Source organism: Ruegeria sp. AP7 (genome assembly GCF_056539905.1).
In genome coordinates this window covers 73,566-92,660 of sequence record NZ_JBQFVT010000004.1, presented here as the reverse complement: position 1 = coordinate 92,660, position 19,095 = coordinate 73,566, and the positions used below count along the sequence as shown (strand labels likewise).

The window sequence follows — 19,095 nt, the reverse complement described above, 5'->3', positions numbered from 1 at the left end:
TGCCACCTTCGTCTGAAACACCCCACGTTGCCGGATCTGGTGAAAACCGAATATAGATTGAGCAATCGAATGATTGGGTATGGTCACTGAATGGCGCAGGCTCTGCCAACTATCGCCGGCTTCTGGTACGGTTCGAATTTATCCTGGATCGAGGCGCTTTGCATCCAATCTTATCTCGATAACGGTCACGAGTTCGTTCTATACACCGCCGAACAGATCGATGGTGTACCAGACGGTGCCGTAATTCGCCCTGCATCCGAGATACTCTGGCCTGCTCCGTTCGATCTTGAGAATAACGACCGACATCGGATCGCAGTTTTCTCAGACATCTTTCGGCTGCATCTGATGCGGAAAACCAGTTCTATCTGGGTCGATCTGGACGCGTACTGCGTCAGGCCATTTGAGTTCGAAGGCCCTTATGTCTTTGGCTCCACATCATCTGGATCACTACCGAACGGTGTTCTTAGGCTGCCGAGTGAGTCACAGGCACTGACGCAGATGTTGGAATTTGTGGCGGCCGAAAACCCAACCCAACCATGGCGTGGACCACGCTTGCACCGAAAGAACCGCGATCGTTCCATGCGTGGAGAAACATGGGGGATCGAGACGCTGCCCTGGGGGTGTTCCGGCCCCAAGGCGCTGACTCATTTCATGAACAAGACGGGTGAGGATCGCCAAGCAAAACCGCCAGATGCGTTTTATCCACTTGAACGGCAAGAGCTTTGGAAACTGCACGCCCCGAACATCGCGCTGAAAGAGTTCGAGGGTGAGCGGACCTATTCAGTTCATATCTACGGCCATCAAAAGAAATGGCTCGCAAGTCAAAATGCAGGCCTGCCGCAGAGACGGTCATATCTGGAAAGGATCTGCGAAAGGCATTCGATTGATCCGGCTTCGCGACCAATCATTCAGGCAGATTGGATGAAGCAGTAAGCTGCGACAGACCCAATGCGCTATGACACCCCGTCAGGCAGGTCCACCTGCCCACGCATCAGCACATGGCCGCGCCCGGCAACTTTGATTCCAGTCATGGCTTGGGAGGGACCAACTTTCGTAACGCGCGCCTGGCCGGGCCGCCCCATATCGTGCCCCTGCTCAGCGATAAAACAGTCCTTCTTCATCAATTCATATTTCCACAGATAGGCCGCCATCGCGCCAGTCGCCGAACCCGTAAACGGGTCTTCGGGAGGGCTTGGCGGCGCCATCAAAAGGCGCGAAAATGTATCGCCTTCCGCCGTTGCGCCATCGAGTGTGACCAGAAACGGCTCGGCCATGTCGGACCCCGAGAATCCAGCCCTTTCAGCAATTCTTCCAAGCGAATCCACGTCAAGCTTAGCCGCACGCAACGCTGCGTGATCGCGCAAAACCGTGATGCAGAACGGCAGTCCGGTCGAAACGAATTGAGGTGGAGAGACAATTGCAGCCTCAGGCAACCCGATAGCAGCAGCAACCAACTTGGCTGGCACCTGATCACCAAATTTCGGAGCGACCTGCGTCATCTCAATCTCATCGCCATTAAGTTCGATCGATACGATCCCTGCCCCGGTTTCCAGCGTCAGCGCATCGCCTTCGAACAGGTCACGCGAACGCATTGCTGCAACGGTTGCGATTGTCGGATGTCCAGCAAACGGGATTTCCCGGCTGGCAAGAAAATATCGGACTCGGATGTCGGCTACATCCGATGGTCCTGTGAAGGTGCATTCAACCAATGAGGTTTCGCGCACGTAAGACATACAAACCTCATCCGTCAGGCTGGCCCCGCCATGCACGACTGCGCAGCCGTTACCGCCAAAGGCCCGATCACTGAATGCGTCCACCCAGTCAAAATCATACCAGCTCATGATGCACACTCCTGCTTTGCCGACTGCGGCAAGATCACCGCAGTCGAGGCAAATGTCACGTCATTTCAGCAGAGTGCGGAGCCGGTTCAGTGAACGGCCACGGGCGAAAGATCATGCTCCCGTGCAAGCACAAAGGCCAGTTTGCGGTCGGCCACCAAAGCCAGTTGCTGGCCATCGGAATCGTGAACCGCATAAAGCTGATCCAAATCGCCTGCCTGCTCGCGCAGATCCTGCGGCAGGTCGGCCACATCAACGGCCTTTACATAGACAATCCGGTTGCCTTCAGTGTTGATCTCAATCGGCGTATTCATTGCTCTTACCCCTTCTTGATGTTGATTGTCTGAACCACGGTTTCTGGCACGGCGCGGGTCAGATCCACATGCAGCAGACCGTTCTCCATGATCGCCTCGCCCACCTCGACGCCATCTGCCAGCACAAACATTCGCTGGAATTGACGGGCCGCGATGCCGCGATGCAGGAAAATGCGCCCTTCACTGTCGTCGCGTTGACGGCCCCGGATCACCAGTTGGCGGTCCTCGATGGTAATCGACAGGTCCTCTTCCGCGAACCCGGCCACTGCCAGGGTGATGCGATAGGAAAAATCCGAGGTCTGTTCGATATTATAGGGCGGGTATCCTTCATTTCCGGCCTTTGCAGACCGTTCCAGAAGGCGTTCCAACTGCTCGAACCCCAAAAGATGCGGGTATGAGCCTAAGGTAAGTTTCGACACGTATTTTCGTCCTTCATTGTCAAAGCGACGTATTGTGCGGTCCCGCTGTCGGCAACCGCGTGTTATAGAATATGGGAAGATACAGGGATGTCCACAAGGTCTGGCCGGATAAACCCTGACACACTATCTTGTGTCGAAAGCACCACTTGAAACACTGAGTCGTCCATGAACGCACCCACCGATCTTTCGATGAAAACCGATGAAGTCCTGCGGGTGGAGTTGGAGGTCTTTCGACGCCAGCACCGCGATTTGGACGAAGCCATCGAGGCCTTGCAGGCCAAGGGGACCTCGGATCAGCTGACGATCAAACGACTGAAAAAGCAGAAACTGCGCCTGAAAGACATTATTCGTCTGATCGAAGACCGTTTGACCCCAGATATCATCGCCTGAAGCGCGCGTACAGCATTGCCACATAAGTGGATTTGGCTATAGTGCGCGCTCTTTCCGAAGGCAGGGGCACAGTAGCTATGAGCGATGTGAAAGTAGGGATCATCATGGGCAGTCAGTCGGACTGGCCCACGATGAAAGAGGCCGCCGATATTCTGGATGAATTGGGCATCACATATGAGGCGCGCATCGTCTCGGCTCATCGCACGCCAGACCGTCTTTGGGACTATGGCAAATCCGCTGTTTCGCGCGGCTTACACGTGATCATCGCTGGTGCAGGCGGCGCAGCGCATTTGCCCGGAATGATGGCGTCAAAAACCCGCGTGCCGGTGATCGGTGTGCCTGTGCAGACACGCGCACTGTCGGGCGTGGATTCGCTCTATTCGATCGTGCAGATGCCCAAAGGCTTTCCGGTGGCAACCATGGCGATCGGCTCGGCCGGTGGGGCCAATGCGGGTCTGATGGCTGCGGGAATACTAGCGCTACAGGATGCGGCACTGGCGGATCGGTTGGAGGCTTGGCGCGAGGCGCTCTCGGCCTCGATTCCCGAGGAACCGCAGGGATGAGCCGCATCGGCATCATCGGCACCGGCCACATCGCGGCGCCGATTGCACGATTAATGGCTTCAAAAGGTCATGAAATTTGTGTCACCGAGCGCAACGCGCAGGTTTCCGAGGCCTTGAAGGCAGAGCTTGGAGTCGGCGTCGGCACTCCGCAGGAGGTACTTGATGGCTCAGACATCGTGTTCCTCTGCCTTCGCCCACATATTGCAGAAGACGTTCTAAGCCCGCTGACCTTTCGCTCTGATCAGCAGATCGTATCTGTGATGGCTGCGGTGCCTCAGACCCAGCTTGCAACACTATGCGCTCCAGCATCAAATTTCGTGCAGACCATCCCGTTGGGATTTTTGCAGACCGGAGGATGCCCACTCGCCGCCTACGGCAATGATCGCTTGCTGGCCGAGTTGTTTGAGCCAGAGAACCCCGTGGTAAAAGTCGCTGACGAGACGGCATTGAACGCCCATTTCGCAATATGCGCCATGGTGCCAGGCCTACTGGATCTGATGGCAACCGGTGCAGGATGGCTGGCCGAGCAAACCGGCGACGAACACGGTGCCGAGTTCTACACCACTCAACTGATGTCAGGTTTCCTTGAAGCCACGCAGAAAGGGCAAGCGGGTCAATTGGCTACAGAGCGCGACGCACTTGCGACCGAAGGCACGCTAAGCCTTCAGATGACAGATACCTTGCAGTCCGAGGGCGCGCATGATGCTTTGCGCAGCGCTCTTACAGCGATTGGCAAACGATTGGAGACGTAACGATGGCAGATATGCTTCCGACCGGTGCAACGATCGGAATACTGGGCGGTGGCCAGCTGGGCCGTATGCTGTCGGTCGCCGCAGCACGACTGGGGTTCAAGGCTCATATCTTTGAACCAGGTACGAACCCGCCCGCCGGACAGGTGGCGGATCGTGTCACAACCGCTGCGTATGATGATGAGAACGCTCTCAAGGTCTTTGCGGAATCGGTAGACGTCATCACCTATGAATTCGAAAACATCCCCACTCAGGCGCTGGATCTGCTTGAAGCACATCGCCCAATCCGCCCCGGCCGTGAGGCGTTACGGGTCAGTCAGGACCGGCTGACCGAGAAGACCTTTCTGCAAGGTCTGGGCCTTAAAACTGCGCCCTTTGCAGACATCACCGATCTGAACAGTCTGCAGGCTGCAATTGATGAAATCGGCACCCCTGCGATCCTGAAAACCCGCCGCTTTGGATATGACGGCAAAGGGCAAGCCCGCCTGCGTGCGCCCAACGACGCCGAGGCAGCTTTGGGTGATATGGCAGATGCGCCGTCCATTCTGGAAGGGTTCGTGGAATTCAGCCATGAAGTGTCGGTTATCGCAGCGCGTGGCCTGGACGGTCAGGTCGCCTGTTTCGATCCCGGCGAGAACGTGCATCGTGACGGTATCCTACATACGACCACAATCCCAGCACGCCTGTCTCAGGCGCAACGAACAGACGCTGTTTTACTCGCGGCCAATATCCTGAACGCGCTGGATTATGTTGGCGTGATGGGAGTTGAACTGTTTGTGACGCCTGAAGGCTTAATCGTGAACGAAATCGCACCTCGGGTTCACAACTCGGGTCACTGGACACAGAATGGTTGTGCCGTAGATCAGTTCGAGCAGCATATTCGAGCAGTGGCAGGTTGGCCATTGGGTGATGGGCAAAGGCACTCGGACGTTGTGATGGAGAACTTAATAGGTCACGACATGGACCGCGTGCCCGAGCTTGCGCGTGAGCGGGATATCGCGCTGCATCTCTACGGCAAAACCGAGGTCAAGGTGGGCCGCAAGATGGGGCATTTCAATCGTATCGTGCGTTAGAAGTAATCGCGCTGACGCGCGATGCCTCTGGCGGGGATATTTTTGGCCAGATGAAGCTGGGATCAGCTTAGAAACCGCCTAGCGATATCACCGGACATGTAGCTGACGCGCCCACCTGACAAAGTGGCCGCAACACGTTGGGTTGTTGCGTCCAATATTACAAGATCAGCGCGTTTTCCGGGTTGCAGTGCTCCACGATCCTTGAGGCCCAGAACTTCTGCGGGACCCGAAGAAACCAAAGCCCAAGCATTTGTGAGATCCAGCAAACCGGATTTAACCAGCATCAACGCGGCACGACGTGGGCTGGGGTAGTGGTAATCCGATGCCAGCGCATCACACAGACCCATTGCGATCAGGTCCAAAGCACTGGCATTTCCCTTATGCGAACCGCCACGAACGACGTTTGGCGAACCGAGGATGATGTGATCACCACCCGCTCTGGCGGCTTCGGCGGCTTCAAGCGTTTCGGGGAATTCCGAGATCATGACACCGCGATCGCGCCAGACCGTACGATCCTGAGAAGTGGAGTCATCATGGCTGCCGAGTCGTATGCCTCGTTCTGTGAGTTTAGCGCAAAGCCCATCCAATGCAGCTGGCACCTCGGTACTGCGTGCGTGCATTGATAGCAGCATGTCAAAATGGGTTTCCGGATTACGCCCCGCCTTCAACGCCTGCCCCGTCAGACGCGGTGGTTTGCGCCCTTCCGCCAACCGATCATGAGGCAGATGATCGTTTAGGACCACGTAGGGGACCTGCCAGCTTTCAATGCGCTCTGGCAGCACCTCATAGTCGTCCAGCATATGGGTTTCAAAGCGTAGCTGTGGGATCAGATCTGTCGCCACATCATTACGGACCGCCGATATGGCCTCGAAGACTTGCCCGGCAAATTCGGGTCCGCGCACGCCACCTTCCCAGCTGTGAAACTGCGCCAGAACAGCGGTCGTAATTCCGTTTGCCGCCAATTCCGCCTCAACCGATAAAATGCCCTCTGCCATCTGCTTCATCGCGCCACGACGCGGAGCGATATGGCGTTCGAACCCGTCGCCATGCAGATCTATGATCCCGGGCAGAACAAAATAGCCCGACAAATCAATCTGCCGCCCTGCCCTGCCCGACTGTACAAGACCGTCTGCGATGGATAATTCACCGCTCGTAAGCCCATCCTCCAGCAGCAGAACATCTGCGCCGGTCAATGTCAGTTCCAATGAGCTCATTGAGTGCGCTCCGATTCGGGTTCCGAGCAGTCTTCGCCCAGACAGATCTGATCGATGATATCCATCACCCCATCAAGCCAAGTGATCTGGGGATCAAACTGTCCGAATTCGATGAAATGCAGTGTCTGCGCCATGACGCGTGGGTTATTCATCATGAACGTATGGGTAACCGGCAGGACAATATGATCTGACATACCCTCAACTTTTGTTGTCTCAATTGAGACCTTGCCGTCATCGGGCCCGTCAATAAGGGACGAAAAAAGCGGATTTAAAGAATTCTCTCCCGCAATCACCCCCAGATCGAAGTCGACAGGCGGCAAGCGGCGCGGAATGCCCTCGGGGCCTGTTCCCAATGCCAGACCGGCGGGTCCATTCAGAAAACCGAACACCTCCCAAGCGCCAAGCTCATCTACCAGTTGGCTGCCTTGGTTCGGGGGGCCAAGCATAACGACGCGCCCAAGTTTCTCGGGTTCATTATCCTGCAACCAATACCGTAACAGAATGCCTCCCATCGAATGGGCCACGACGTTCACCGTGTCGCCACCACAGGCCTCGAAAGCATCGGGAAATGTCTGGTTGGCGAGCTCGGGTATCGGCAAATCTGTCGATGGGTAACCCGGCCTGATTACCGTATAGTCATGGGCATGGAAAAGCTGCTCCATGACGGTAAACGAAGCCTCGGTGCGCGCAAGCCCGTGGAGCAGCACGACGCATTTCGCCTGTACCGCCACGGGAGCAATAGTAAGAAAGATCGCTGCTACAAACTTCATACCCGCCAAATAAGACTTAACCAAAGTTGAGAAAACCCCTAGTCGCCGCGCCGCCGCGTCACTGCCAGCGCAATTCCGCCCAGCACAAAACTTGCTCCTAGCAACAGCCGTAGGTTCGCAACCTCTGATAGGAGAATGATACCGGCGGCAATGGCGATGACCGGAACGCTGAGTTGTACGATCGCGGCGACAGCAGGCGAAAGCTGCGGCACAACGCGATACCACAGTGCATAGCCCAGACCGGACGTGACGCCTCCGGATAACGCCGCCAATACATAGCCTAGCGTCGTCATATGCCAGTCACTGCCCATTAGGAACAAGGCGAGTGCCGTAAATGGCAAAGCCACAATGAAGTTTGCGGCAGTTCCCGACAACGCGTCTGGTTCTGATCGCCCAGAGATGGAATAGATAGCCCATCCAATCCCGGCAGCCGTCATCATACTCGCACCCAACGGATCGACCTGCACCGGCCCGGCAGGCCAAAGGACAAATACCAGACCGCCCAGCGCAACCCCGGCACCGAGTAGCTGCCGCATCATGGGTACCGAGCCAGTCAAAGCCCCGATGGCGAACATCGTGATCTGCACCACTCCAAATAGGATCAACGCGCCAAGCCCTGCATCGAGCGTCAGATAGGCGACGGAGAATCCGATCATGTAGATTAATAGCGACCCTGCCCCAGCTATGCGCCGGCGGCTAAACACTGGGATTGTGCCGCCTCGCATAGCCACCAGTGCAGCCAAAACCAAAGCACCAGACAATACTCGGACGACCGCAAATCCCGCCGGATCACTGGCACCGCTATCAATCGCAAGCCGATTGAGGATCGAGTTTGCCGCGAAGGCGCACATGGTCAGTGAGGTCAAAAGAAACAGGCGCATATCAACGGCATAGAGGTTTCAACGCGGTTTGCACACTCACTTTTCTGCGCGAACACAGCACGCGGCTCGCCGTGTTTACCAGCGCAAACTAAAACGGGGCCGCCCAAAGGCGACCCCGTCGATAAGCGCTATGGCTTGAGCAGCTTACATCATGCCGCCCATGCCGCCCATGTCGGGCATGCCGCCGGCAGGTGCCGCGCCTTCTTTGGCGGGCTTGTCGGCAACCATTGCTTCGGTGGTGACCAGCAGGCCAGCAACCGATGCCGCGTCTTCCAGAGCGGTACGGACAACTTTGGCCGGGTCGATGACGCCGAACGAGAACATGTCGCCATATTCTTCGGTCTGAGCGTTGAAGCCGAATGCTGCGTCGGAAGATTCACGAACCTTGCCTGCAACAACTGCACCGTCGACACCTGCGTTCTCGGCGATCTGACGCAGCGGCGATTCAATAGCCTTGCGCACGATGTTGATGCCTGCGTTCTGGTCAGCGTTTGCGCCTTCCAGAGTTTCCAGTGCTTTACCAGCCTGAACCAGAGCAACACCACCGCCGACAACGACGCCTTCCTGAACAGCAGCGCGTGTCGCGTTCAGAGCATCGTCCACACGGTCTTTACGCTCTTTCACTTCAACTTCGGTCATGCCGCCGACGCGGATAACGGCAACACCGCCTGCCAGTTTGGCAACGCGCTCTTGCAGCTTCTCACGGTCGTAATCCGACGAGGTTTCTTCGATCTGAGTACGGATCTGAGCAACACGTGCTTCGATCTCGGCTTTCTCGCCAGCACCGTCGACGATGGTGGTTTCGTCTTTGGTGATTTCGATTTTCTTGGCGGTGCCCAGCATGTCCATGGTGACGGACTCGAGCTTCATGCCCAGATCTTCGCTGATGACCTGACCGCCGGTCAGGATTGCGATGTCCTGCAGCATGGCTTTACGGCGATCGCCGAAGCCCGGTGCTTTGACCGCAGCAATTTTCAGGCCGCCGCGCAGTTTGTTGACAACCAGAGTCGCCAGCGCTTCGCCTTCAACATCCTCAGCAATGATCAGCAGCGGTTTTTGCGACTGGATCACCTGCTCGAGCAGCGGAACCATCGGCTGCAGCGAGGACAGTTTCTTTTCGTGCAGCAGGATCATGCAGTCGTCGAGTTCTGCGATCATCTTGTCTGCGTTGGTGACGAAGTAAGGCGACAGGTAGCCACGGTCGAACTGCATACCTTCGACAACATCGGTCTCGGTTTCCAGACCTTTGTTTTCTTCGACGGTGATAACGCCTTCGTTGCCAACTTTCTGCATCGCGTCTGCGATCTGCTGGCCGATTTCGGCTTCGCCGTTGGCCGAGATGGTGCCAACCTGAGCAACTTCAGCGCTGTCTTTAACTTCACGCGAAGCGTCTTTGATGCCTTCAACAACCTTGGCAGTTGCCAGGTCGATGCCGCGCTTCAGGTCCATCGGGTTCAGGCCAGCAGCAACCTGCTTCAGACCTTCGCGAACGATGGCTTGAGCCAGAACGGTTGCAGTGGTGGTGCCGTCGCCGGCTTCGTCATTGGTGCGGCTGGCGACTTCTTTCACCATCTGCGCGCCCATGTTTTCGAACTTGTCTTCCAGTTCGATTTCCTTGGCAACCGAAACACCGTCTTTGGTGATGCGCGGTGCGCCAAAGGATTTGTCCAGAACCACGTTACGGCCTTTGGGGCCCAGGGTCACTTTAACAGCATCGGCCAGAACATTTACACCGGCCAGCATGCGGTTACGGGCATCGGTGTCAAACTTGACGTCCTTTGCAGACATGTTGTCTCTCCTTGAGAAAATCTATTGAGATGAAGATCAGAGAAAGCGCTTGGGCTTACTCGATGATCCCCATGATGTCGCTTTCTTTCATCATCAGCAGCTCTTCGCCGTTGACCTGAACCTCGGTGCCCGACCATTTGCCGAACAGGATCTTGTCACCAGCTTTTACAGCCATCGCGATCAGTTCGCCGCTATCCTTGCGCGCGCCTTCGCCGGTTGCGACGACTTCGCCTTCGCTGGGCTTTTCTTTTGCGCTATCGGGAATGATCAGGCCGCCTGCGGTTTTTTCTTCGCTTTCGGTACGGCGAACCAGTACGCGGTCATGAAGCGGTTTCAATGCCATCTTTGCAGCTCCTTGGGCTCAAAGTTTGTTTATCCTCCCCTCGCCGACTGACGAGGCGTTAGCACTCGGTTCTCATGAGTGATAACGACGCATAGCTAGGGAGTAACCGAAAGTGAGTCAACAAGCTGCATGAATATTTTTTGCAGCTTAAAGAATCCAGAGTAATTGGTTTACTCAAAACCCCGGCAGACTAATCTGGTCGCACCCTTGATTGAGGCGGAAACTTTGATGCCTAGATGCCAGTTCCTTGCCGCCGCGAATCTGCTTTCAATTGCTCTGATCATCTGTTTCGCCGCTACGGCGCAGGCCCAAACCCTTATCCAAAACACCCGATTATGGGAGCACCGCTTGGACGCGCGAATTGGCGTCCTTCTGTATGAAACTGACGCTGCTTGGGAAGTCTCGCATCGGGCCGATGAGCTGTTCCCGATGTCCAGTACATTCAAGCCACTCTTGTGCGGCGCGATTTTGGCAGGTGTGGATTCTGGTGCAGTAGACCTGTCAGAAAATGTGGCAATTCAGACATCAGACCTTGTGGAATACTCACCTGTTACGAGCGAACACGTTGAGACGGGAATGACAATTGGTGCGTTATGTCAGGCAACCATGACAATCAGCGACAACGCAGCGGCCAACCTCTTGTTAAAACAACTGGGCGGGCCAGCCGGGCTGACCGAGTTCCTCCGGGCAACGGGCGACGGCACTACACGCCTGGATCGTTGGGAGACTGCCCTGAACGAAGCCACCCCTGGCGACCCGCGTGATACAACGACACCACGGGCAATACTGGAGACAATAGAACGGCTGTTATTCGACGAGGTGCTTTCACCCGCCTCAGCCGCGCAGCTTGGGCAATGGATGATTGATGATCAGGTGGCCGACGGGCTTATCCGCGCTCATTTGCCAAAAAGTTGGATAATTGGGGACAAAACCGGAGCAGGAGGTTACGGCAGCCGCGCGATCATCGCCTTTTTGCAGACACCTGAACCACGAACATATATGGCAGCCATCTATCTAACTGAAAGCGACGCTCCATTTCCTGAACGCAACGCGGTGCTCTCAGACATTGGCCAAGCGATGATCGCTGAGATTAGCGCACGGATTGACTGATCACCTTCAGCACGCGGCAAGTCGGCTATTCCGCTTCTTCCCAGCTATATGCCCAATGTTTCAATCCTTCGACCCCCGAGGCAGATAGGGCATATACGCCTTTCTCCACCTTCTCGAACCAGCCGTAGTGGTTGTCATACATCAGGCGCGTGGCTGTTTGGACCCCCGTCGCCTTTGCCACCGTTGCCCCTTTGACCGCGCCATGTTCAGCCAGATGTGCCGCGCATTTAAGCGCATCTTGCCGATAGGCCGTCACAATACCATGGCGCGTGGCACCGCCTGCATTCGGATCACCCTGTAGCCGTTCAAATTCCCGCAGCAATCGCTTGGCTTTCACCTTGTCTTTGCGTGGCGTATATGGGCCAGGGTCGCATTGAACCTCAACCGTACCATCCGGGCGCACGGTGATCAGGCCCAGGCCCAAACGGCGACACATCGCCAGATTGCCCTTCAAAGCCCGTCGCGCCATTCGCCCTTTAGGCTTACAGACCCCGATGTAGACTTGATCGGTCACTTTCAGGCGCGTGATGGCCTGATGAAACAGCGCAAGGTTAAAGCGCAGTTTGAGTTCAACGATCACCAAGTCTTCGCCATCGCGTACGGCCATGATATCGGCAGCGCCGACCTCTCCTTTCACGGTATAGCCCTGTCGTTCCAACAACGCTTTGATTGGAGGGTAGAGATCTTGCTCAAGCTTCATGAGCCCATGCTATGCGGTTTCGCGCAGATTGCCAGCCGCTGCTTGATAACAAACCACGTTGCAGGCGGTAAGAAGGCAGGGGTATGAATTGGGCATCGTCGCAAGCTGCGGAAGGATTCCCATGCGTCTGCTCAGCATTTGTCTTTGCCTATTATTTCCAATCACCGCGCAAGCAGCATGTGAGGGGCGAGATCTGAGGCTTGATCTGTCGACCGAAGCCCAGGCTGAGCTGGACGAGACGCTTCGCGCTATTCCATTTCCGGAAGGCAATCACTGGATCGCCACGAAGGACGACACTGTGCTGCATTTGATCGGCACTCTGCACACCAACGATGCGCGAATGGGGCCAGTGGTTGATAGATTAGCGCCAGTCCTGAGCCAGGTCGACGCGTTCTACTTTGAAGTTACAAAGACAGAAATGGAGGCTTTCGAGAAAGACCTGGCCGAGGACCTCAGCCCGGTATTGATCACCTCGGGGCCTACCTTGATTGATCTGATGTCAAAAGAAGATTGGGCCGCGTTGTCGGAAACGCTGGCTGATCGCGGGATACCCAGTTGGATGGCTGCGAAGATGCGCCCTTGGTTCCTAAGCATGATGCTTGGCATTCCGCCTTGCCTGATGAATACCCCCGACTTCGATCGGGGCATGGATACGCGCTTGACCGAATTGGCCGATGAACATCAAATTCCTCAGTATTCGCTCGAACGCATCGAGGACTTGATTGTCATGTTCGACAGTCATTCGTTGGAAGATCAGGTTGCCTCGCTGACCCGGATGTCAGGCGCACTGGAGGCGGGTGACGATCAAATGATCACCATGGCGAATGCGTATATCGAGGAACAGCACGCCGCAATCATGGAATTGGCCAAGATACAGGGGCTTGAAGCATCAGGACTGACACCCGAGGAGTTTGACGCCGAATGGCAGAGTTTTGAGGATCAGCTTCTGGTACAGCGCAACGCAAATTGGATGGAAAAAATTTTGAGCCTGAAGGATCAGACCGCAGTCATCGCTGTTGGGGCCGGACATCTAAGCAATGACTACGGCTTGCTAAACCAGTTGCAACAGGCGGGATACACCTTGGAGCGCGCTGAATTCTAGGAAATCAGACCAAGGGTCGCAGCACCGTTCCTTCCAGGTGACATCCGGGATTGACCACCCTATAAGGCGCGCAAATCCACATTCCTCAGGACACGCGACATGACAACGCTAGTTTTTGGCCATAAATCTCCCGACACCGATTCCACCGGCTCTCCGATCCTGTGGTCCTGGTATCTGACCGAAGTGAAGGGTGAGCAGGCCCAGCCTGCATTGCTGGGTGAACCCAACACCGAAGCGGCGTTCATGCTGGAACGCTGGGACCTGCCCAAGCCGCAGATCATCGAAGACGTGGCAGAAGATGCGCCCGTTATCATCGTCGACACCAACAATCCGGCTGAGTTGCCGGCCAGCATCAACAGCGCCGACATCCGCGCGATCATCGACCACCACAAGCTGGTTGGCGGACTTGAAACCAAAGGCCCGATCGATATCACCGTGCGCCCACTGGCCTGCACGGCAACCATCATGGTCGACCTGATGGGTGACGATGCCGCCAAGATGCCTGACGCCATCAAAGGTGCAGCGCTGACCTGCATCCTGTCGGACACGCTGGAGTTCCGCTCACCCACCACCACCGCCCATGATCGTGCCGTGGCCGAGAAATTGGCGGCTGAGCTTGGTCTGGATGTCGCGGCCTACGCCGCCGACATGTTTGCAGCGAAATCGGATGTCTCGTCTTTCTCGGACGCCGAACTGATCCGCATGGACAGCAAGGAATACGAAGTCGACGGCACCAAGTTCCGGGTTTCGGTTCTGGAAACTACAGCACCCGGCGTCGTGCTGGATCGCAAGGACAGCATCGTAAGCGCGATGACCGATGTGGCCAAAGAAGACGGCGTTGATCAGGTGTTGCTGTTCGTGGTCGACATTCTGAACGAAGAGGCGACCCTGCTGGTTCCAAACGATCTGGTCAAAGGCGTCGCCGAGAAAAGCTTTGGCGCTACCGTAGACGGCGACGCGGTTGTTCTGCCAGGCATCATGAGCCGGAAAAAGCAGATCATTCCAAACCTCAAGGTCTGAGTTTAGATCATCAAAGGCGCTCGAACCGGGCGCCTTTCTTTTTGCGAGGCTCTGCCTCGCGCTCCGGGATATTTGTGGCCAGATGAACAAGGGAATCCTATTCCCTTCAGCGCGCCCAAAGCGGGACCTCTGGCAAATCTGGCCGGGCTCTGCCATAGGCTTGGTATCTTGCATTCCCTGTTCCACGAGGCGCGCCATGACCCAAATCGTTTCTTCACTTGCGGAAATCTCTGACAGGTACAAAGCGCTGTTCGTTGATTTGTGGGGGTGCGTTCACAACGGGATCACCGCCTACCCCGAGGCCGTGGCTGCCCTGCAAGCTTATCGGCAAAAAGGCGGCACTGTGGTTCTGGTGACAAACTCTCCCAAGCCCCGAGCCGGTGTTGCATTGCAGCTAACGCAATTCAATGTACCTGCGGACGCCTATGACACCATCGCGACCAGTGGCGATTCGGCACGTTCTGCGATGTATCGCGGGACGGTTGGTCATAAAGTCTATTTCATGGGCGAATGGCAACGTGACGCGGGATTTTTTGAACCTCTGAAGCTGTTGGATCATCCTATCCATATCGAGCGCGTGGCGCTGGACGAAGCTGAAGGCATTGTGTGCTGCGGCCCGTTCGACGCGATGGCAGACCCGGATGTAAACCGGCCCGACTTTCTGTATGCCAAGCAGAAAGGATTGAAACTGCTTTGCGCCAACCCCGATATCGTCGTGGACCGAGGCGAAACACGCGAGTGGTGTGCAGGAGCTTTAGCCCGGCTTTACAGTGAGATGGGAGGTGAAAGCCTGTATTTCGGCAAACCGCACCCGCCGATCTATGATCTGGCACGACGAAGGCTACAAGCAATCGGAGTCGACGCCTCGGATTCCGAGATACTGGCGATTGGTGACGGGCCGCAGACAGACATCGCGGGGGGCATGGGTGAAGGCATTGACACCTTGTTCATCACGGGGGGACTGGCCGCTGCTGAAACCAAAACCGCACATCACCCGGATGAGGATGCATTGCGGGTACATAACGAAAAAGAACAGATTAACCCAACCTTCTCGATTGGCCGCTTGAGATAGCAAAAAAGACTTGATTTTCTGCAACTGCGAAGTAATAAAGTTGCCGATGAGCGACAAATGATGGTCTTTTGTTGCTCTTTCGATCTCGGATGAGGGCAGCATGTTGGACAACCTTCCACGCGGAACGATTTGTATCGAAGACATCGAAATGGGCATGTCACGGCATCTGCGCAAAGTGGTGACAGATGAAGACATCGAGATGTTTGCCCAGGTGTCGACAGACCGTAACCCAGTTCATCTGGATGATGATTATGCCCGAGATACGATTTTCGAAGGGCGTATAGCGCATGGCATGCTGACCGCTGGCCTGATCTCTGCCGTGATCGGGGAGCAGCTGCCCGGACATGGGACCGTATACATGGGACAGTCGCTCAAGTTCCTGGCCCCGGTGCGTCCGGGTGACATGGTTTATGCCGAGGTCAAGGTGATCGATATCGATTTCTCCAAACGTCGGGTCAAGCTGGATTGTCACTGCGCAGTCGACGGTAAGAAAGTGCTGGTGGGCGAGGCCATGGTGCTGGCACCAAGCCGCAAGTTCGACTGATCACGCAGCTTAGCCGATCTGCGGCTTGAACCTGACGGTCAGTCCCGCTAGGCAATCCTCATGCAGATCATTCGTGACTTCCAGTTTGTCGAGCCAGAAGATCGTGGTGCCAGCGTTGCCATTGGAAACTTTGACGGCGTTCATTTAGGGCATCAATCCGTCATTGCACTTGCGCGCAATGCTGAATTGAATGCACCGCTGGGAGTCATGACCTTCGAGCCGCATCCACGAGAGTATTTTGCCCCAGAGGCTCCGCCCTTTCGTCTGATGCGCGGCAATGCGCGCGCGCACCGGCTGGAAAAGCTCGGCGTGCAGAAGCTTTATGAACTTCCCTTCAATTCGGCGCTGGCGGGAATGACCCCTGAAGCTTTCGCCAGAAACGTCATATGTGATGGTCTGGGGCTGTCTCATGTTGTCGTGGGCGCTGACTTTTGTTTCGGCAAAGGACGCAGCGGCAACCCTCAGGACCTGGTTCGCTTCGGCGAAGAGATGGGGTTCGGTGTAACCATCGCACCCCTGTTGGAGCGAACCGAGAATGTGGTCTCATCCACTGCGATCCGTACGGCTCTGTCAGAGGGACGTCCGCGTGATGCGGCAACAATGCTGGGTCACTGGCATCGGATCGAGGGCGAGGTCGTTGGAGGCGAGCAACGTGGACGCGACTTGGGATACCCGACGGCCAATATGTCGATCGAAGGGCTGCACCCTCCGAGATTCGGTGTTTATGCAGTTCTGGTCGACGTCCTGGATGGCCCACATCAGGGCAGCTATCACGGGGCGGCATCGGTCGGGACCCGGCCAATGTTCCAAGGTGAGGTTCCCAACATCGAAACATTCCTGTTCGATTTCTCAGGCGATCTTTACGGCGCGACGCTGTCCGTTGGTCTGGTCGACTATCTGCGGCCCGAAATGACATTCGACGGCCTTGACGGGTTGATCTCGCAGATGGATGCCGATTGCGCGCGCGCGAGAGAGATACTGGCTAGTACATGACCACGGATCCAATCGATCGAGCTGGCCTCACGCACCGGTTCTGGGAGCGCAAGCCGCTGCGCAAGATGAACCAGCGTGAGTGGGAGGCCCTGTGCGATGGCTGCGGCAAATGCTGCCTGAACAAACTGGAAGACGAAGATACCGGCGAGGTCGCCCTGACATGTGTTGCCTGCCGTCTTTTGGATGACGAAACCTGCCGATGCACGCAATATGACATCCGGCACCAGTTCGTACCCGAATGCATCGTCATGACACCCGATAACATCGACAGTCATGCCTATTGGTTACCCCAGACCTGCGCCTACCGACTGCTGTGGGAAGGCAAACCACTTTACGACTGGCATCCTTTGGTATCAGGTACGCCAGACAGCGTTCATACCGCCGAAGTTTCCGTGCAGGGGCGAACCGTATCTGAATTCGAAACACCCATGGAAGAATGGGAAGACTACATCATCGAGGAGCCGAGCTGATGCATTTTGCCTCTGACAATTCCGGGCCTGTTCATCCCGAAGTTCTGACCGCGTTGGCCGAGGCCAATCAGGACTATCAGATGGCTTACGGCGCGGACACTCTGATGAATGAAGTGCGAGACCAAATCCGAGGTATTTTCGAAGCACCCGGCGCGGCTGTCTATCTGGTCGCTACGGGAACGGCGGCGAATTCACTGGCGTTGGCTACACTGTGCAAGCCGTGGGAAACCGTGTTCTGTTCACCCGTCGCTCATATTCATGAGGATGAGTGCAACGCGCCCGAATTCTACACCGGCGCAAAGCTAACACTGGTGCCGGGTGGCGACAAAATGACCCCCGAAGCGTTGACCAAGTCCATTGAGGGGGAAGAAACCCGCGGCGTTCATGGTCCTCAACGCGGGCCTGTCTCTATCACTCAGGTGACCGAGCGCGGCTCGGTTTACTCGCTGGCCGAACTGCAAGCCCTATGTGGTGTTGCCAAATCTTATGGTTTGCCGGTGCATTTGGATGGCGCTCGTTTCACCAACGCTCTGGTTGCCCTAAATTGCTCACCCGCTGAGATGACATGGAAAGCCGGTGTTGATGCGGTCAGTTTTGGCGGCACCAAAAACGGGCTGATGGGTGTCGAGGCCGTGATCTTCTTCGACGAAAGCAAAGCATGGGAATTCGAGCTGCGACGTAAGCGCGGTGCGCACCTGTTTTCCAAGCACCGTTACCTGTCGGCCCAAATGGCCGCCTACCTAAAGGATGACCTGTGGTTGAAATCTGCCCGCAAGGCCAATGCCAACTGCGCGCGTCTCGCGGACGGGTTGCGTGCACTCGGCGCAGAGTTCCTGCATGAACCCCAAGCCAACATGGTATTCGCCAGTTTCCCCCGCAACCAGCACAAGCGCCTGCACGAGGCAGGCGCTGTCTATCACCTGTGGGGCGATACGCTGGCGGGCGAAGACGATGACGAGATGCTGGCCTGCCGCCTGGTTTGCGACTGGTCCATCGGAACCGAACAGATCGACCAGTTTCTGAGCCTTTTTTAGTCGGACGCGTCTGCCCGGCTATTTCATCTCAGCGAGATGACGGTCCAGGTCGTCAAGACGGTCTTGGCCCCAGAACCTTTGACCGTCCGGTGTGATATAAAACGGCGCGCCGAATACACCACGATCCACGGCCTCTTCAAGATTGGCGGCATAGGTTTCCGCACCTACCAGAAGACCGCTATCGGCAAGACTTGGATTAAACCCGGCCTGTTCCAGGCAATCGCGGATAACGCCATCGTCGGCGATGTCCTTTTCTTCCGCCCAGCACGCTCGCAGGAAAGAATGGCACAGCTTTCCGACATCTCCTGATCCATCCTGAATGGCCGCTATCACGGCATATGAGGACGGAGCCATATTCGTAGGCCAGTGCGCGGGTCGCAGGTTCAGCGGCATGTCCAGATTACGCGCTTGGCGAACCAGTTCCTGCGCGCGGTATTCGATACGTGAGATATGTCGATCTTTTGGAGGCACTCCCCCGGTTCGGCCGAACAGAGCAATGATATCCAGCGGTTTATAATTGATCGTCGCACCATGCTTGGCTGCAATCTCTTCAAGTCGCATCCCCGCCAGGTAGGAATAGGGCGAGAGTGTCGCAAAAAAGTAGTCAATCTGGGCCATGTTCACTTTCTCCGCTGCGTTATCTTTGCGCGACGGTAGACCCATGCTAAGCGGTGTCAACATCACGAATCTGTCACATTGCCACTGCTG

At 56.2% G+C, this 19,095-nt stretch carries 23 protein-coding genes; 13 read left to right on the top strand and 10 right to left on the bottom strand.

The features are described 5' to 3' along the window. Positions 1 to 90 precede the first annotated feature (90 nt). Positions 91 to 933, top strand: coding sequence for a glycosyltransferase family 32 protein (locus ACR0KN_RS09665; RefSeq protein ID WP_480653118.1), 843 nt, complete (start codon positions 91 to 93; stop codon positions 931 to 933). A gap of 20 nt (positions 934 to 953) precedes the next feature. Here ACR0KN_RS09665 and ACR0KN_RS09660 read toward each other — a convergent pair whose 3' ends face one another. The 3 genes from ACR0KN_RS09660 to ACR0KN_RS09650 all read right to left on the bottom strand — a co-directional run bounded on the left by ACR0KN_RS09660 (position 954) and on the right by ACR0KN_RS09650 (position 2,571). Beyond that, positions 954 to 1,841: a PhzF family phenazine biosynthesis protein gene (locus ACR0KN_RS09660; protein ID WP_480653116.1), complete on the bottom strand. Its 888-nt coding sequence runs from the start codon at positions 1,839 to 1,841 to the stop codon at positions 954 to 956. A gap of 86 nt (positions 1,842 to 1,927) precedes the next feature. Then, complete coding sequence (locus ACR0KN_RS09655) at positions 1,928 to 2,152, bottom strand: DUF1150 family protein (RefSeq protein ID WP_170472953.1); 225 nt, start codon at positions 2,150 to 2,152, stop codon at positions 1,928 to 1,930. 5 nt (positions 2,153 to 2,157) lie between these two features. Further along, a complete protein-coding gene (locus ACR0KN_RS09650; RefSeq protein ID WP_010441788.1) occupies positions 2,158 to 2,571 on the bottom strand; it encodes an Hsp20 family protein in 414 nt (137 codons plus the stop codon). Between the two features lie 165 nt (positions 2,572 to 2,736). On the opposite strand from ACR0KN_RS09650, the gene ACR0KN_RS09645 reads away from it, so the two are divergent. The 4 genes from ACR0KN_RS09645 (at position 2,737) to ACR0KN_RS09630 (ending at position 5,346) form a co-directional block, all read left to right on the top strand. After that, positions 2,737 to 2,961 (top strand): YdcH family protein, encoded by a 225-nt coding sequence (locus ACR0KN_RS09645; RefSeq protein WP_010441787.1) that lies wholly within the window; start codon positions 2,737 to 2,739, stop codon positions 2,959 to 2,961. A 77-nt stretch (positions 2,962 to 3,038) separates the two neighbouring features. Beyond that, positions 3,039 to 3,524: a 5-(carboxyamino)imidazole ribonucleotide mutase gene (purE, locus tag ACR0KN_RS09640; protein WP_480653113.1), complete on the top strand. Its 486-nt coding sequence runs from the start codon at positions 3,039 to 3,041 to the stop codon at positions 3,522 to 3,524. Then, on the top strand, positions 3,521 to 4,276 hold the full coding sequence (locus tag ACR0KN_RS09635) for an NAD(P)-binding domain-containing protein (protein WP_480455559.1): 756 nt from the start codon (positions 3,521 to 3,523) through the stop codon (positions 4,274 to 4,276). Before purE ends, ACR0KN_RS09635 begins: the two co-directional genes overlap by 4 nt. A 2-nt stretch (positions 4,277 to 4,278) precedes the next feature. After that, complete coding sequence (locus ACR0KN_RS09630) at positions 4,279 to 5,346, top strand: 5-(carboxyamino)imidazole ribonucleotide synthase (protein ID WP_480653111.1); 1,068 nt, start codon at positions 4,279 to 4,281, stop codon at positions 5,344 to 5,346. Positions 5,347 to 5,408: 62 nt separating this feature from the next. Here the strand turns inward: ACR0KN_RS09630 and ACR0KN_RS09625 are convergent, their stop codons facing one another. From ACR0KN_RS09625 to groES, 5 genes are all read right to left on the bottom strand, one after another. After that, positions 5,409 to 6,560, bottom strand: coding sequence for an alpha-D-ribose 1-methylphosphonate 5-triphosphate diphosphatase (locus ACR0KN_RS09625; protein ID WP_480653109.1), 1,152 nt, complete (start codon positions 6,558 to 6,560; stop codon positions 5,409 to 5,411). After that, on the bottom strand, positions 6,557 to 7,330 hold the full coding sequence (locus ACR0KN_RS09620) for an alpha/beta hydrolase (RefSeq protein WP_480653107.1): 774 nt from the start codon (positions 7,328 to 7,330) through the stop codon (positions 6,557 to 6,559). Before ACR0KN_RS09620 ends, ACR0KN_RS09625 begins: the two co-directional genes overlap by 4 nt. 38 nt (positions 7,331 to 7,368) lie before the next feature. Next, the gene (locus tag ACR0KN_RS09615) at positions 7,369 to 8,211 is read right to left on the bottom strand and encodes a DMT family transporter (protein WP_480653105.1); all 843 of its coding nucleotides are present in this window, start codon (positions 8,209 to 8,211) and stop codon (positions 7,369 to 7,371) included. 144 nt (positions 8,212 to 8,355) lie between these two features. Next, positions 8,356 to 9,999, bottom strand: coding sequence for a chaperonin GroEL (gene groL, locus ACR0KN_RS09610; protein ID WP_170541347.1), 1,644 nt, complete (start codon positions 9,997 to 9,999; stop codon positions 8,356 to 8,358). 55 nt (positions 10,000 to 10,054) lie between these two features. Continuing rightward, on the bottom strand, positions 10,055 to 10,342 hold the full coding sequence (groES, locus tag ACR0KN_RS09605; RefSeq protein WP_039523824.1) for a co-chaperone GroES: 288 nt from the start codon (positions 10,340 to 10,342) through the stop codon (positions 10,055 to 10,057). 228 nt (positions 10,343 to 10,570) lie between these two features. Between groES and bla the strand changes: the two genes are divergently transcribed. Further along, a complete protein-coding gene (gene bla / locus ACR0KN_RS09600) occupies positions 10,571 to 11,452 on the top strand; it encodes a class A beta-lactamase (RefSeq protein WP_480653103.1) in 882 nt (293 codons plus the stop codon). A 25-nt stretch (positions 11,453 to 11,477) separates the two neighbouring features. On the opposite strand, the gene ACR0KN_RS09595 is transcribed toward bla, so the two are convergent. After that, on the bottom strand, positions 11,478 to 12,152 hold the full coding sequence (locus ACR0KN_RS09595) for a DUF2161 domain-containing phosphodiesterase (RefSeq protein WP_480653101.1): 675 nt from the start codon (positions 12,150 to 12,152) through the stop codon (positions 11,478 to 11,480). Between the two features lie 121 nt (positions 12,153 to 12,273). On the opposite strand from ACR0KN_RS09595, the gene ACR0KN_RS09590 reads away from it, so the two are divergent. From ACR0KN_RS09590 to ACR0KN_RS09560, 7 genes are all read left to right on the top strand, one after another. Further along, entirely contained in the window at positions 12,274 to 13,254 is a 981-nt protein-coding gene (locus ACR0KN_RS09590; protein ID WP_480653099.1) for a TraB/GumN family protein, read from the top strand. A 99-nt stretch (positions 13,255 to 13,353) separates the two neighbouring features. Continuing rightward, complete coding sequence (locus ACR0KN_RS09585) at positions 13,354 to 14,274, top strand: manganese-dependent inorganic pyrophosphatase (protein ID WP_480653097.1); 921 nt, start codon at positions 13,354 to 13,356, stop codon at positions 14,272 to 14,274. Between the two features lie 196 nt (positions 14,275 to 14,470). Next, positions 14,471 to 15,346: a TIGR01459 family HAD-type hydrolase gene (locus ACR0KN_RS09580; RefSeq protein ID WP_480653095.1), complete on the top strand. Its 876-nt coding sequence runs from the start codon at positions 14,471 to 14,473 to the stop codon at positions 15,344 to 15,346. Positions 15,347 to 15,446: 100 nt separating this feature from the next. Continuing rightward, complete coding sequence (locus ACR0KN_RS09575) at positions 15,447 to 15,890, top strand: MaoC family dehydratase (protein ID WP_010441772.1); 444 nt, start codon at positions 15,447 to 15,449, stop codon at positions 15,888 to 15,890. Between the two features lie 60 nt (positions 15,891 to 15,950). Then, entirely contained in the window at positions 15,951 to 16,883 is a 933-nt protein-coding gene (locus ACR0KN_RS09570; RefSeq protein WP_480653093.1) for a bifunctional riboflavin kinase/FAD synthetase, read from the top strand. Next, positions 16,880 to 17,353, top strand: coding sequence for a YcgN family cysteine cluster protein (locus tag ACR0KN_RS09565; protein WP_480653091.1), 474 nt, complete (start codon positions 16,880 to 16,882; stop codon positions 17,351 to 17,353). The genes ACR0KN_RS09570 and ACR0KN_RS09565 overlap by 4 nt, the downstream gene beginning before the upstream one ends. Next, positions 17,353 to 18,387, top strand: a complete 1,035-nt coding sequence (locus ACR0KN_RS09560; protein WP_480653089.1) for a threonine aldolase family protein — start codon at positions 17,353 to 17,355, stop codon at positions 18,385 to 18,387. Before ACR0KN_RS09565 ends, ACR0KN_RS09560 begins: the two co-directional genes overlap by 1 nt. Before the next feature lie 18 nt (positions 18,388 to 18,405). Here the strand turns inward: ACR0KN_RS09560 and ACR0KN_RS09555 are convergent, their stop codons facing one another. Then, on the bottom strand, positions 18,406 to 19,005 hold the full coding sequence (locus ACR0KN_RS09555; protein ID WP_480653087.1) for a DsbA family protein: 600 nt from the start codon (positions 19,003 to 19,005) through the stop codon (positions 18,406 to 18,408). Positions 19,006 to 19,095 lie beyond the last annotated feature (90 nt).